This is a genomic window from Phascolarctobacterium sp. (genome assembly GCF_045124115.1).
Lineage (GTDB): Bacteria > Bacillota > Negativicutes > Acidaminococcales > Acidaminococcaceae > Phascolarctobacterium_A.
In genome coordinates this window covers 1-14,255 of sequence record NZ_JBGVLF010000017.1, presented here as the reverse complement: position 1 = coordinate 14,255, position 14,255 = coordinate 1, and the positions used below count along the sequence as shown (strand labels likewise).

The 14,255-nt window shown below is 45.2% G+C and carries 12 protein-coding genes; 2 read left to right on the top strand and 10 right to left on the bottom strand.

Going from position 1 to position 14,255, the window contains the following annotated elements:
* Window positions 1-29: 29 nt before the first annotated feature.
* Window positions 30-845, bottom strand: coding sequence for a MetQ/NlpA family ABC transporter substrate-binding protein (locus ACJMM4_RS02270; protein ID WP_405382937.1), 816 nt, complete (start codon window positions 843-845; stop codon window positions 30-32).
* A gap of 20 nt (window positions 846-865) precedes the next feature.
* The gene (gene cysK, locus ACJMM4_RS02265) at window positions 866-1,795 is read right to left on the bottom strand and encodes a cysteine synthase A (RefSeq protein ID WP_405380166.1); all 930 of its coding nucleotides are present in this window, start codon (window positions 1,793-1,795) and stop codon (window positions 866-868) included.
* A 260-nt stretch (window positions 1,796-2,055) separates the two neighbouring features.
* On the opposite strand from cysK, the gene hydE reads away from it, so the two are divergent.
* Together hydE and mnmA are read left to right on the top strand one after the other, a co-directional pair.
* Entirely contained in the window at window positions 2,056-3,096 is a 1,041-nt protein-coding gene (gene hydE, locus ACJMM4_RS02260; protein WP_405380168.1) for a [FeFe] hydrogenase H-cluster radical SAM maturase HydE, read from the top strand.
* A 52-nt stretch (window positions 3,097-3,148) separates the two neighbouring features.
* Complete coding sequence (gene mnmA, locus ACJMM4_RS02255; RefSeq protein ID WP_405380170.1) at window positions 3,149-4,228, top strand: tRNA 2-thiouridine(34) synthase MnmA; 1,080 nt, start codon at window positions 3,149-3,151, stop codon at window positions 4,226-4,228.
* Between the two features lie 78 nt (window positions 4,229-4,306).
* On the opposite strand, the gene ACJMM4_RS02250 is transcribed toward mnmA, so the two are convergent.
* The 8 genes from ACJMM4_RS02250 to ACJMM4_RS02215 form a co-directional block, all read right to left on the bottom strand.
* Window positions 4,307-4,579, bottom strand: a complete 273-nt coding sequence (locus ACJMM4_RS02250) for a DUF3343 domain-containing protein (RefSeq protein ID WP_405380172.1) — start codon at window positions 4,577-4,579, stop codon at window positions 4,307-4,309.
* A complete protein-coding gene (locus ACJMM4_RS02245) occupies window positions 4,572-5,846 on the bottom strand; it encodes a double-cubane-cluster-containing anaerobic reductase (RefSeq protein WP_405382898.1) in 1,275 nt (424 codons plus the stop codon). The genes ACJMM4_RS02250 and ACJMM4_RS02245 overlap by 8 nt, the downstream gene beginning before the upstream one ends.
* A 41-nt stretch (window positions 5,847-5,887) precedes the next feature.
* The gene (locus ACJMM4_RS02240) at window positions 5,888-7,033 is read right to left on the bottom strand and encodes an aminotransferase class V-fold PLP-dependent enzyme (RefSeq protein WP_405382896.1); all 1,146 of its coding nucleotides are present in this window, start codon (window positions 7,031-7,033) and stop codon (window positions 5,888-5,890) included.
* Window positions 7,030-7,818 carry an acyl-CoA dehydratase activase gene (locus ACJMM4_RS02235; RefSeq protein ID WP_405380178.1) on the bottom strand — a complete coding sequence of 263 codons (789 nt, stop codon included), beginning with the start codon at window positions 7,816-7,818 and terminating at the stop codon, window positions 7,030-7,032. The genes ACJMM4_RS02240 and ACJMM4_RS02235 overlap by 4 nt, the downstream gene beginning before the upstream one ends.
* 471 nt (window positions 7,819-8,289) lie before the next feature.
* A complete protein-coding gene (locus ACJMM4_RS02230; RefSeq protein ID WP_405380180.1) occupies window positions 8,290-9,165 on the bottom strand; it encodes a phosphoribosylaminoimidazolesuccinocarboxamide synthase in 876 nt (291 codons plus the stop codon).
* A gap of 120 nt (window positions 9,166-9,285) precedes the next feature.
* Window positions 9,286-10,416, bottom strand: coding sequence for a DUF362 domain-containing protein (locus ACJMM4_RS02225; RefSeq protein WP_405382895.1), 1,131 nt, complete (start codon window positions 10,414-10,416; stop codon window positions 9,286-9,288).
* A gap of 77 nt (window positions 10,417-10,493) precedes the next feature.
* Window positions 10,494-11,420: a hypothetical protein gene (locus ACJMM4_RS02220; protein ID WP_405380184.1), complete on the bottom strand. Its 927-nt coding sequence runs from the start codon at window positions 11,418-11,420 to the stop codon at window positions 10,494-10,496.
* 283 nt (window positions 11,421-11,703) lie between these two features.
* Window positions 11,704-13,803 (bottom strand): autotransporter outer membrane beta-barrel domain-containing protein, encoded by a 2,100-nt coding sequence (locus ACJMM4_RS02215; RefSeq protein WP_405382893.1) that lies wholly within the window; start codon window positions 13,801-13,803, stop codon window positions 11,704-11,706.
* Window positions 13,804-14,255 lie beyond the last annotated feature (452 nt).

The following is a 14,255-nucleotide window of genomic DNA, read 5'->3' as shown; positions in this document are numbered from 1 at the left end:
CTAGTGCGACAGCCCCTAATTGAAATTATTTATTCCGCCGGAACGATAGTTCCTTTGTATTTTTCCGCGATAAATTGTTTTACACCATCGGAGTGGAAGATATCGGCAACCTTCTTGTAGGTGGGATTATCCTTGTTCTTGCCATCTACAGCCAGAATCATTACAGCTAACGGTTCATCCTTAGGTTCTAAGAAGATACCCTGCTTTTTAACGTCCAAGCCTGCGCTCATAACGTAGTTCATAGTAATCACTGCAGCATCTACGTCCGTCAAACTGCGAGGCAATTGCGCTGCCTCCAATTCTTTGAACTGCAAATGCTTAGGATTATCAACAACATCCGCCGGTGTAGCCTTAAAGCCAACGCCGTCTTTCAGTTTAATAACGCCGGCACGTTGCAACAGTGCCAAACCACGACCGCCATTAGTGGGATCATTAGGAATTGCTACAATACCGCCTTCAGGCAAATCTTTAATATCCTTAATCTTATCGCTATAGATACCCATACGCATAAGGATGGTGTTGCCGATAGCTACAAGATTGGTCTTGTTCTGTTTATTAAAGTTTTCCATGAAAGGTTTATGTTGATAGCTTACCAAATCAATATCGCCGGATGCCAAAGCTTTATCGGGAGTAATGTAATCGGAAAACTCCACAACCTTGATATTCAGATTTTGTTTCTTCGCTTCTTTGGCAACTGCTTCTACAACTTCAGCGTGAGGACCTGCTGTAGCACCAATCTTGATTTCTTTAGCTTGGATGGAACCGCTGCCACCGTCACAACCGGCGAGGGCAAAGGAGAAGGCAGCAAGTAAAGCTACCGGTAATAAAAATTTCTTAAAATTCATCTTCATTCACCTGTCTTCCTTTATTCAGCAAACATCGGGGTGGACAGATAGCGTTCACCGGTGTCAGGAAGCAATGCTACAATAAGCTTACCTTTGTTTTCAGGGCGTTTTGCTAATACGGTTGCCGCATGGAGTGCTGCACCGGAGGAAATGCCTACTAGTACGCCTTCATGATGCGCCATGAATCTGCCTGCAGCAAAAGCATCTTCTGCTTCTACAGTAATTATTTCGTCATAAATTTTAGTATCCAAGGTTTCCGGAACAAAGTTGGCACCAATGCCTTGAATTTTATGGGGACCGGCTACGCCTTTGCTAAGCAGGGGAGAGGTTGCTGGTTCTACAGCTACAATCTTAACATTGGGGTTTTTAGACTTCAGATATTCGCCTACACCGCTCAAGGTACCGCCAGTGCCTACGCCGGCAACAAAGATATCAACTTTGCCTTCAGTGTCTTCCCAGATTTCCGGACCGGTGGTTGCTCTATGAATAGCAGGATTAGCAGGATTTACAAATTGACCGGGGATAAAGCTGCCTTCGATTTCCTTGGCCAACTCTGCTGCCTTATCAACAGCACCCTGCATGCCCTTGGAGCCTTCGGTAAGCACCAGTTGGGCACCGTATGCTTTCAACAGGTTGCGGCGTTCAACGCTCATGGTTTCGGGCATGGTCAACAGCACCTTGTAGCCACGGGAAGCAGCAACAGAAGCCAAACCGATACCGGTATTGCCGCTGGTCGGTTCGATGATGGTAGCACCGGGTTTCAAGACGCCTTTAGCTTCTGCATCAGTAATCATAGCCAGAGCAATTCTATCTTTGGCACTGCCTGCAGGATTGAAATATTCCAGCTTAGCAACAATTTTTGCTTCCAGTTTATTTTCCTTTTCATAATTGCTCAATTCCAAGAGGGGGGTTTTGCCAATCAATTCAGTTACGCTTTTATAAATTGCCATTTTAGTTCGCTCCTTTTAATAAATTCTTTAATATAGTTTGGCTTAATGTGCGACGCTGTTAGCGTATACATCGTGTGCCTATTTTTCTATTCATATTCATCACTCATTTCACACTAAACATAGTTGCTTCGTAGGTTTATTATACTGCAGATTTTCTATCTGTCAACAAATTTCGTGAAGTTTTTTATTTGCTTGACAAGTTAGGTAAACTACTGTAATATATGAAACATATTAAAGAAGTAGGAATTGGAGGTGAGGCTATGCTTCAAGGGCTTATCGCTAAATTAGCAGTGCAGCATGATTTAAATGATGCGGAGATGCTGCAACTGCTTACGAGCACAGATTCGGAAACTAATAAACTGTTGGCGGCTGCTGCCGATAAACAACGGCGGGCAGTATATGGTGATGCGGTTTATATTCGCGGGTTGATAGAATTTACAAATTACTGTAAGAACAATTGCTACTACTGCGGCATTAGAGCAGGGAACTGCCATGTGGAGCGTTATCGCTTGACTAAGGAAGAAATCTTGGCGTGCTGTGCTGAAGGCTATGCCTTGGACTTCCGCACCTTCGTCCTGCAGGGCGGGGAGGATCCGTATTTTACGGATGAGCGCATGTGCGATATTATCCGCAGTATGCGTGCCCAACATCCCGATTGCGCCATTACTCTGTCCATTGGTGAGAAGGAGCGTGCTAGCTACCAAGCCTACTTTGATGCAGGCGCCAACCGTTATTTACTGCGCCACGAAACAGCGTTAGACGAGCATTATGGTATGCTTCATCCTGCTTCCATGAGTTTGGCTAACCGCAAGCGCTGCCTTTTCGACTTGAAGGAGATTGGTTATCAAGTTGGCAGTGGTTTTATGGTGGGGAGTCCATGGCAACGCCCGGAAAATATTTTGGCAGATATCCGCTTTTTACAGGAACTGCAACCTGATATGATTGGTATTGGTCCCTATATAACCCATGCGCAAACGCCTTTTGCTGATAAACCCAGCGGTACGGCGGAACAAACTCTGCGGGTATTGTCCATGCTGCGCTTGCTTTTCCCCTACGCTCTTTTGCCTTCTACTACAGCTTTGGGCACCATTGCCCCCAATGGCAGGGAGCTGGGGCTGCAGGCAGGCGGCAACGTAGTTATGCCAAATTTGTCACCTGTAAGCGTGCGCAAGAAGTACGAATTGTACGCTAACAAGATATGCACAGGCGAGGAAGCAGCCCAATGCATAGTCTGCCTCAAGGCAAGAGTGGAGGCTGCAGGCTACAGAGTGGTAGTTGACAGGGGCGATGTTAAGCGTTAACATAAAAGTGTGTATTTGCCCGTGCTTTTTAAATATAAGGAGATAGATGCTAATGAAGAAATCTGCATTAATTGCTATGAGTGGCGGCGTTGATTCCAGCGTTGCTGCTTTAAGGATGCTGGAGCAAGGTTACGCCTGCACCGGTGTTACTATGAAGCTTTTTAATAACGAAGATATTGGTCTGCCCGTTATGGACAGCAAATGCTGCAGCATTGACGATATTAAGGATGCTTGTCAGGTTTGCTCCCGTATTGGCATTGAACATTTGACTTTTAACTACGGCGACCGCTTCCGCACGGAGGTAATTGACCGTTTTATCAATGCCTATGTCAATGGTATGACTCCCAATCCCTGTATCGACTGTAACCGCTATCTGAAATTTGGCGAGTTGTTTAACAAGGCTAAGGAGCTGGGCTGCGATTACGTGGTCACCGGTCATTATGCTAAGACTAGATACGATGAGGCAACAGGCCGTTATTTGCTTTTGAAGGCAGAAGACCCTGCTAAGGATCAAAGCTACGTACTCTATAGCCTGACTCAGGAACAATTAGCCCATGTGCAGTTTCCCTTAGGCGAGCTTACCAAACCGCAAGTACGCGCCATTGCCGAGGAGCATGGCTTTGTAACTGCCCATAAATCCGATAGTCAGGACATCTGCTTTATTAAGGACGGCATGACCTATGCTGACTTTATCGAAATGCGTACCGGTCGCAAATTCAAGCCCGGTAATTTTGTGGACACCACCGGTAAGGTACTGGGGCGTCACAAAGGCATTATCCACTACACCGTAGGCCAGCGCAAAGGTCTTGGCTTGGCACTGCCCGAGCCCATGTATGTAAAAGAAATTGATGTGGCTCATAATCAGGTTATCCTCTCCACTAATGCACAGCTTTTTAGTAAAAGCGTAACGGCAACGGATATTAATCTGATTGACTGCGAGCGGATTACGGAACCCCGCAGAGTAAAGGCCCGCATCCGCTACCACCATATTGAGCAATGGGCAACTGTTACCCAGCCCGATGACAACACCCTGCAGTTGGAGTTCGACGAACCCCAGCGCGCCATTACCAAAGGTCAGGCTTTGGTGCTCTACGACGGCGATGTAGTCGTAGGTGGCGGTAGAATTATATAAGCAAAATAAAACAAGCACTACTTGGCTTTAAGTCAGGTAGTGCTTATTTGTTATGGGTAAATATAAGGCTTTGCTAGATTAGCAGTATCTATCCCGATGGGATTTGATTTGCCCTGCTAAAGGCACAATGGAGTGATAGTCCGCCTGATGCTTTGCAATACAAGCTTTGGCAGCCTCTATCTCCGCAGGCTCGATTAACAAGCTCATGCCGCAGGACAGCTCCCCTTGGATGGAGCGCGGCGTAGGCGCAATGCGATTCTTAATTTCCTCCGCTAAGAGCAGGTCCCGCAGTGCCAGCCCCTGCTCATAATTAGCAAAAAGAATGTAATAACGCAGTTTTTCCTCAGGCATCCAACAGCTCCAGGAATGCACCAATACGGGTACGCAGTTGTTCTGCATCAGTATCAGCATAGTCGGTTTCCAGGCTCAATACAGGAATGCCTGCTTCCTTCAGGGCACGGGATACGCTGTATTTTTCAGTGTCATACAGGCAGCAGAACTTCAAGCTGCAGTCGATAACGCCATCAACCTTGTATTCCTTAGCCAGACGCAGAATGTCATCAATACGACCGGTGTTAGGAGTGAAGCATGCGCAGTTGGTCTTCATATAGCGTTCGGACAGAGCCATAAATTGTTCGTCCAAAGTGGTCTTGGTTTCGTCCACCAGATTTTCAAAATAACGGGTACCGGTGCACATTTCTTCGCAAACAACAGCACCACCGCTGGTTTCGATAATGTTGTGCAGCTTCCAGTTAGGAATAGCCATAGGAGTACCGGTAACCAGAATACGTTTAGTGCCTGCAGGAACTACGCTAACGCCGTCTTTAATACGTTGTTCCAGCTCGTCAGCCAATTTGTTGCACATTTGCGCGCAACGAACGGGATCGTCAAAGAAGGAGATTTGGGTCATCAGCAGAGCATCACGACCGGAGATGGGCAGGCATTCGCTCTTACGGCAGTTGTATACGCGCGCCATAGCTTTACGGCGTTCGTTGATTACGTGGATAGCTTCGTTTAATTTTTCCGGTGTAATCTTGTTGCCGGTGAATTCTTCCACAGTCTTAGCAAATTCAGCGATTTCTTCCTTCCATTTCAGGATATCCTTTTCGCGTTTCATTTGGGGAACATCCATTACATACATAGGCACGTCTTCGCCCAAGATTTCGTAAGCTTTTTTCTTGCCATCGCAGGTGGTTTCGCCTACGTACATATCAGCGATGCGGAAGAAGGGGCAGGTTTTGCCCAGACGAGCGCCTACGGAAGCTTTGATCAGAGGGCAGGTGCTCTTAGGCAGCACTGCTTCTCCATCGGGAACCCAAAATTGGGAACCGCCGCACAGACCGGTAACGATACCATTGGCTGCTAAAATTACTTCATCGGGAACGTATACGCAGAAGGTACCGAAAACTTTACGACCTTCCTTTTGCGCTTCAATCAGCTCTGCAGAACGAATGCCGTGAACCTCGGAAAGCACTAAATCCCAGAAATCCATGCCTTTAGGACGGTTTTCTTGGGACAGGAAAACATCGCCAACGGCAGTAGGCAGTACCTGACACAGCAGGTCATGGTTTTCCAGGTCCATACCCAGATCTTTCCACATTTGAACATAATTTGCCATAAATAAATCCTCCTTATATTACACCTTGGGGTGTTTTTTACTTATTCTTCTGCAGCAATTTCCGCGATGGCGGTAATGGCTGCGTCCACTTCTGCTTCCGTAGTATACCAGGAAAAACTAAAGCGCACTGCTCCTTGTTCGGAAGTGCCTAAAGCGCGGTGCATCCGTGGTGCGCAATGAGCGCCGGCCCGGACGGCGATATCATAGCTTTCGCTTAGTTCGTCAGCCACTTCGCCGGAATCGTAGTCCCTAATATTCAGCGCCACCACTGCTGTACGTGGGTGGTCGGGATTAAAATTACCATAAGTAACTACGCCGGGAATATTAGCCACGCCTTGGTAAAAACGTTGCATGAGCATGCGCTCTCTCGCTTCAATATTTTCCAAGCCTGTTTCTTCAATAAAATCCAGGGCTGCAGATAGACCCATAATGCCATGACTATTCAAGGTTCCTGCTTCTAAACGAGTTGGGTATTCTTTGGGCTGTTCCTTCAAGTAGGATTGCACCCCGGAACCACCAACTTTGAAGGGACGGATTTCAATGCCCTGTCTAATACAGAGACCGCCTGTGCCTTGGGGACCCATAAGTCCTTTATGCCCAGTAAAGCACAGGATATCAATGCCCATAGTTTCCATATCAATGGGCACGCAGCCTGCGGTTTGGGATGCGTCGACAATGAAGAGCAGTCCGTGCTTTTTCGCTAAGGCTCCCACGCGGGCGATATCGATAATCTCACCGGTTAAATTAGAGGCGTGGGTGCACACTATGGCTTTAGTTTCCGGGCGGATTAAAGCTTCAAAAGCGTCCATGTCCGGCAAGCCATTCTTATCCGTTGTGACAAAATCTAAAGCAACGTTGCGTCCTGCTTCCATACGGTACAGAGGGCGCAGAACGGAGTTGTGCTCCATATCTGTAGTGATAACATGGTCTCCTTGGTTAAGGGTGCCGCAGATAGCGATGTTCAGTGCTTCCGTAGAATTGCAGGTGAAGACCACGTGGTCCGCACGCTTACAACCAAAGAGCGTTGCTAACTTACGGCGTGTTTCGTAAATGGCGCGGCTGGCCTCTAAAGCGCTGCCGTGAATGCCGCGGGAAGCATTGCCCATGGTGGTCATCGCTTTAACAACAGCGTCAATAACTGCAGGCGGTTTATGTAAGGTAGTTGCTGCGTTATCTAAATAAATCATGCTTGCGCTCCCTTCTTAGCAGATAGCTTGGTTGCCAACAGGGCGGCACCGATGGCGCCTGCATAGCGGGCGTCAGGATGGGTTTGTACTTGGACACTTAAGCTGTGGGATAAACGCTGGCGTAAATATTCGAAATCGCACAGTCCCCCAGTCAGGCAGACTGTAGCGCCCATAGCCATACGGCCTGCTTGGGAAACAACTTTCTTGGCGATGGAGTCTACTACGCCGAAAGCAATATTTTCCTTGCTTTCACCTCTGCCAATCAAACTAATAACTTCTGATTCCGCAAAAACAGTACACATGGAGCTAATGGAAACATTACTGCCTTGGGCTGCCAGTTGGCACAGTTCTCCCGGAGTTACGGCTAAAGTATTAGCCATTACTTCTAAAAAGCGTCCTGTGCCTGCGGAGCATTTGTCGTTCATGATAAATTCCCGCACTTGGCCGTCAGCTACGCAGATAATCTTGGTATCCTGCCCGCCAATGTCGATAACCGTGAGCTTCTGCGTGTCGAAGACGTAGCAGGCGCCGCGACCGTGACAGGTGATCTCGGTTACGCATTTATCAGCGTAGGGCACGGAGATTCTGCCGTAGCCTGTGGCGATTACGCCGCATTCCGCCACATCAAAACCCAGTTCTGCCAAATTGGTTTTGATAGATTGGGCTGTGTCCACGCTGCTCCAACCTGTAGGCTGCAGGATACGGTGCAGGATGCGTCCTTGGGCGTCCATGACGATGGTTTTGGCGCAGGTGGAGCCTATGTCAATGCCAATGTATGCTTTCATTCCTTCACCTCTTGTTTTATCTATAATAATACGAAGTATTTTCCTTACTGTGTTGCATTGCAACCGTTACTCTCATATAAGAGTAACATAATCAGCAGAATTTTTCAATGCAAATAAAAAAACCTGCTTTGCAGCAGGTGTTTTTATTCTCGCGTGCCAGTTTGTCCGGCCCCCCAGCCGGTCGTGCTTTTTTTACTTTCAGCATCCCAAAAGTCCCCTCAATTGGCCGCTTCCACGAACCGCCTTGTTTTTATTTTTATATATGGCGGTATAATCGTCACGCGATAAGCACTATTTTCTTTGGATAAAAAAATGAACAACAAAGGAATAAAGCTTGCGCTTACAACTCCATTGTTGTTCATGGTGAAATTATACAACTTGCATACACAGTTGTAAATACTTTTGTGTAATTTTTTGTAAAAAACTTATATTTATACTATTTTTGTATTGAATTTTACACTTTTGGGAAAATTAGAAGTCGAATTTGGAACCGGTCAGCAGTTCGTAAGCTTCGATGTACTTGCCGATGGTCTTATCGATAACATCTTGGGGCAGTTCATAACCGGAATCAGGGTTAGCGCTGAGCCAGTTACGTACGAATTGCTTGTCATAGGAAGGTTGGTCATGGCCAACTTCATAGCCTTCCAAAGGCCAGAAACGAGAGCAGTCAGGAGTAATCATTTCATCGCCCAGTACAACTTCGCCGTTTTCATCCAAGCCGAATTCAAATTTGGTATCAGCAATGATGATGCCGCGGGACAGAGCATAGTCTGCGCATTTTTTGTAGATAGCGATGGTGTAGTCACGGAGTTTCAAAGCATATTCTTTGCCACGGCCGGGATACAGCTTCTCCAAAATTTCAATGCTTTGTTCTACGCTGATGTTTTCATCATGATCACCGATTTCAGCTTTGGTGCTGGGGGTGAAGAGAGGTTCAGGCAGCTTTTGGCATTCCTGCAGACCTTCGGGCAGTTTAATACCGCAGATTTCGCCATCTTTTTGATAGCTCTTCCAACCGCTACCGGTGATGTAGCCGCGAACGATGCATTCTACAGGCAGCATTTCTAGCTTTTTGCATTTCATGCTGTTGCCGGTGAATTCGTCTTTGTGGAAGAATTCAGGCATATCTTTAACATCTACGGACAGCATATGGTTAGGTACGATGTCTTTGGTGAAGTCGAACCAGAATTTAGAAATCTGGGTCAGGACAGTACCTTTTTTCTCAATCTTATTTTTGAGGATAACGTCGAACGCAGAGATACGGTCGGTGGCAACCATAACGATGCTATCGCCAATATCATACATTTCACGAACCTTACCGGATTTAAACGGCTTATACTCTTGCATTGTTAGACCTCCTAAATTACGCACAGTGTTAATTTTGAAATATTTTACTGTAATATCATACCATAAGCGCGGGAAAAAGTCGAACGTTTCTGGAAAAAATTCCAAAAATTTTCGGATTTTCTATTTCATGGTAATCAGTTCATACTCACGGGTACCCAGACCAATCTTCTCCGCATGGGCCAAGCAAGCTTTCCATTCGGATTCCGGGCTGGTGTTATGGAAGTGGTCGTGACCGCTGCAGGCAGCAGGGTCTGCTGCCAAATGCTCGCCTAAAACGGAGTTGGCAACTACGGGGGCAGCGTTGACCAGATCAGCACAGGCTTGGTCCAGCGCTACAGGGTCGAAGGATGCCAGCATACCGATATTGGGCACGATGGGAGCATCGTTTTCAGCATGGCAGTCGCAGTAGGGAGAAACGTCTACAATCAAGCTTACATGGAAATGAGGACGATCTTGGCAGATTGCTTGGGCGTATTCTGCCATTTTTTTGTTCAGGTTTTCCATGCTGGCGTCGTTGATGGCGTGGATGGCATCCATGGGGCAGTTGCCCAAGCAGCGGCCGCAGCCAACGCATTTATTAACGTCGATAGTTGCTTTGCCGTCAGTAATAGTGGGAGCGCCATGAGCGCAGATTTTAACGCAGCGACCGCAGCCAACGCATTTTTTTGCGCTTACTTTGGGCTTGCCATCGTTGTGCATTTCCATTTTGCCGGCGCGGGAACCACCGCCCATACCGATGTTTTTAATGGCGCCGCCAAAGCCTGCCATTTCGTGACCTTTAAAGTGGGTCAAAGAAATGATGATGTCTGCATCCATCAAAGCTTTGCCGATTTTAGCTTCTTTAACAAGTTCGCCATTTTTTACAGGAACGTAAGCTTCGTCCGTGCCTTTGAGACCGTCGGCGATGATTACGTGGCAACCGGTGGAGAAGGGGCTGAAGCCGTTTTCATAAGCGGAGTCGATATGCTCCAGCGCATCTTTACGTCTGCCTACGTACAGGGTGTTGCAGTCCGTCAGGAAGGGCTTGCCGCCTAATTCTTTAACGACGTCAGCAACTGCTTTAGCGTAGTTGGGACGCAGATAGGACACGTTGCCCGGTTCGCCGAAGTGGATTTTAATAGCAACGAATTGTTTTTCAAAGTTAATGTTGGCAATGCCTGCTTTTTTCATCAGCTTTTGCAGTTTTTGAGGCAGGCTGCTGCCACCATAAGGGGTGCGGAAATCAGTAAAATATACTTTGGATTTTTCCATTGGTATTTTCCTCCTTAAAGAATTCCTATATTGATGGTATTTTTAATTGTTTCATGCTCGCTACATCAAGCAAATACCTATTCCTTAAAATCAAGCTTTATTTGTGTCGGCTTAGGGATTACCTCTAGCACTTGGTCAATAGTTCTTTCAACAGTAAGGTTTCCGGAAGCATTTAACTTTTGTTCAGCAGTATATACTACCTTTAGTTGATCTCCCTTCGCAAAGGCCAACTCTCTATTTTCTACGCGCTGCCAAAATACTTCATCATTAATTTTAGCCCAAAAAGTAGTATCTCCATCAGTGAAACGCCACTTTTGGTTTTCATCAAACACAATGCCTACAATTTTTAAAATTACAGTCAATGTATTTTTTGTATGTTGCTCCTCCACATCTCCAATATCAGGGGTTTTAAAGTAAGATGTTTCTTCTTTAATAATTTTTACACACGGATTTTTATCACTCATATCATCAGGGTTGCGCAGTTCAAAGCTATTAATCCCTGCATTATTTAACGGTTCAATAATCTTTTCTATCTGTTGCCTTGCCTCATAATCTTTAAATACATTATATAGATTTTCTGTTATGGTTATGGTAATACTACCTTCTACTGTAAGCTCTATATTGTTCTCCGAAACCTTCTTGGCGTTGGTAACCTTACGTCCTTTGAGGTATTTTATTAACCAAAACACACCTTTACCGGTTGCAGCACCATAACCTATTATTTGTAATAATGCAACCAATCCTGTATCTTCCATCCCACTAATAAACAGCTTTGCCTGTTCCAACATGTCGCTTACAAGTTGCAAACTAATGTCGAAGGATCCTTTTCTAATATCATCTGCTTTAAGCATCACCTTAACAGGACGGTCATTTCCGATTACGTAATTTGCTCGCTGTATAAATTTTCCAAAAGCAATCAGTGCAGGAGCTAATTCGCTTATCTCCATTGCACCATTTTGTAAAGCATCGCCATCATATGCAATTCTCACAGTCTTTTCTGCCATTTTTACCCCTCCTCGAGCAAAACCAAGCAAAATTATTTAAGCCTTTAAAATAATTATATCACAAAGAATTTTACTACAAAAGTGTCTCCACAACAACATTTTCTGCGCATAAAAGTGTCATAAGCTTACACTTTGGTGCCATTTCGTAAGACAAGCATTAATATAAGCTCCATACTTTGCCCTATAGTAAAAAACAACTCTGCACCCACGTTTATGGCATGGAATGCAGAGTTGTTTTCTTTATGGAGTTTTATTGGGAAGAGAAGCCTTTATTTAGAAACCTTTAGAAGCTGTAGCGGAAACCTACGTTGAATTGGACGTTGGATTCCAAGTCGCCGTAGAGTTTTTCTGCTTCAGCGTAGAGGGTGGAAGCTTTGCTGAGCTGTGTAGTACCGCCTAGGACGATGCTTGCCCAGTTACGCGGATTGTCGCGTTCGTAGGAGACGATGTCGTCGCCGGTTACGCTCAAACCGCCTGCGAAGTCATGGTAATAGCTGGCTTTAGCAAAAACGCTGCCTTTGTCTTCAAATTCCTTGCCAACTGCTACGCCCAAACGGGTAATGGCAGCCTTTTGGCTATCTGCTTTAACTTTAACGCCGAGGCTGTTGGTATAGGTGTCGCTGCCAATGTGACCCAAGAGCAGTTCAGCCTGAGGCTCAATGTAGAAGCCGTCTGCCAAGTTTTGGCGATAGCCATATTCACCGCTAATGGAGTATGCCCAAACGTCGGAATCGCCTTTAACATGTTTGTCGCTCTTGTCGACTAAGCTATATTCGTTGCTGTAACGGCCTGCTTTGGCAATAACGTCATAATAATGACCTTTGTTACCCTTCCAGCTTTGGTAGAGGCTGAGGGTAGTTTCGTCAGCTTCACCGCTGCCACGTTCGAAGGAAGTGTCACCGTCGGCATGGGAAACTGCTACACCGCGATAGACAACGCCATTTGCTTGTTCAAAGGCTTTGTCGTAACCGATTTGGAACAGGTTATATTCGGTCTCCGCTTTACGACCGTCGCCAGCTTTTAATTCACCGGTGTTGTAACGTGCCCACAGACTGTCTTCTTTGCTTACGCTGCCACTGCGCAGCTCGCCCAAGCGTTTATCCATGCTGTTGCTTTCTGCAAGGAACAGGGAACGCAGAGCATAGGCTGCATCGCCTGCAGTTTTAACGGATTCGGAAGGCTTGAAGACAATAGAGCCGCCGCCTTCACCGGAGCCGCCGCCTTCACCGGAGCCACCGCCTTCACCAGAACCACCAGAGCCTGTACCAGCGGAAGTAAAGCCTTTCAAGAGCCATTGGTTGCCTTCTTGTTTAATTTCGGGAGTAATTTCAATGGCGTTATAGTCAGATTTCAAGGCAGTGATAGCGACATCTTTAGCGTTATCAACTACAACAATTTTGTCCGTAGCCTTTATAATTTCTCCGTATTTTTTTGCATCATCGGTATCAAACCAAGGATCGTAATTAATTTTCAAGTTGGCATCGAAATCTTGATTGTTTGCATCAATAACATCGCTCTTATTATTTTGGATATCGGTATTGATGTACAGATTACCTTGACCAGTAATAGTGCCATTTAATTTTAAAGAGCGACCAACCTTTTTCAATTTACCATTGTCGGTCAAATCAATAATACCACCATCAATGGTCAATTTAGTAAATGTTTCCTCAGCGTTATCAGTAGTGTCGAAAACAGGATACCAAGTACCACCGTTAGCGATTTCTAGTTTAATTTCACCACCACGACTGTCAATTTCTGTGTTGCCCTTCAAAAACGAGTCCGCATTTTTAAAGTACAGTTTTAAATCAGAGTCGCTATTTACATAGACATCACCGGTAATCTTATTGATTTTTTCTGGTTTGAATTCAATTTTTGCTTTGTATGGGAGGTAGATAGCTTTAGGTCTTTCTGTACCAGTCGTTACTTCCGCTGTTATAGTCGCATCACCTTCGAATTTGATATTAGGATTATCATAACCTGAATAAATACCATAGGCCGAGTCGCCTTTCGCCGTCAAAGTCGCAGATTTATCGAAAGTAACGATAGTCCCTTCACCTTTTACCTCTAAAGCATAAGCTGTACTATCTGTTGATTCCGCAGTAATTGTTGTTTCACCGGCAAATGTAGCTGTTGTATCATCTCCGCCAATATATACACCTTCGGTATAATCCTTGCCTTTTGCATATATATCGGCACTTCCATTTAACGTTATTTTATTATCTGTAGACATTCTTATAGCATAAGAGCTATCGTCATTAGAAATAGTGTTGATAACAGTATTGTGATTAATAGTAAGTTCCGCCGGGTCATATATGCCCTTGACATTACCCGTAGCTACAACATTAATTTTAAATGGTTCTCCAGATGTTTTATTTATTGTCAAACTGCCATTGGGGTAATTATAGTAGATACCATTACTTCCATCTGTATTAGAAGAATTAATATAAATATCAGCATTGCCACTAGTATTTTCAGTAAAAGTTATAGAATGTTCTTTACCATCATTTATTTCAATACCATTGACATGGTCAGTTCCTATATATTTAATGAAATCATACCTTGCTCCGTCAGATGGGTTTACAACTGGAGCCGTTTCAGCGTACCCTACCGAGCCTGTACCCCCCCCCAGATAAGATTGCCGCTGTAACCGCCAACGCCAAAAGCTTAGTCCTCTTAGTCATAATACATACCTCCTTGAGGTGGTCCCCTAAAGTTGGACACGTCAAGAACGCAAAAAATTATTTTTGGTTTTCTTGAAAATCGTGTTATTATTATTTTAGGAGGCTCACAATATGGCTAGAGGAATTTTAACAGAAGAAGAAATTAAGATCCTTT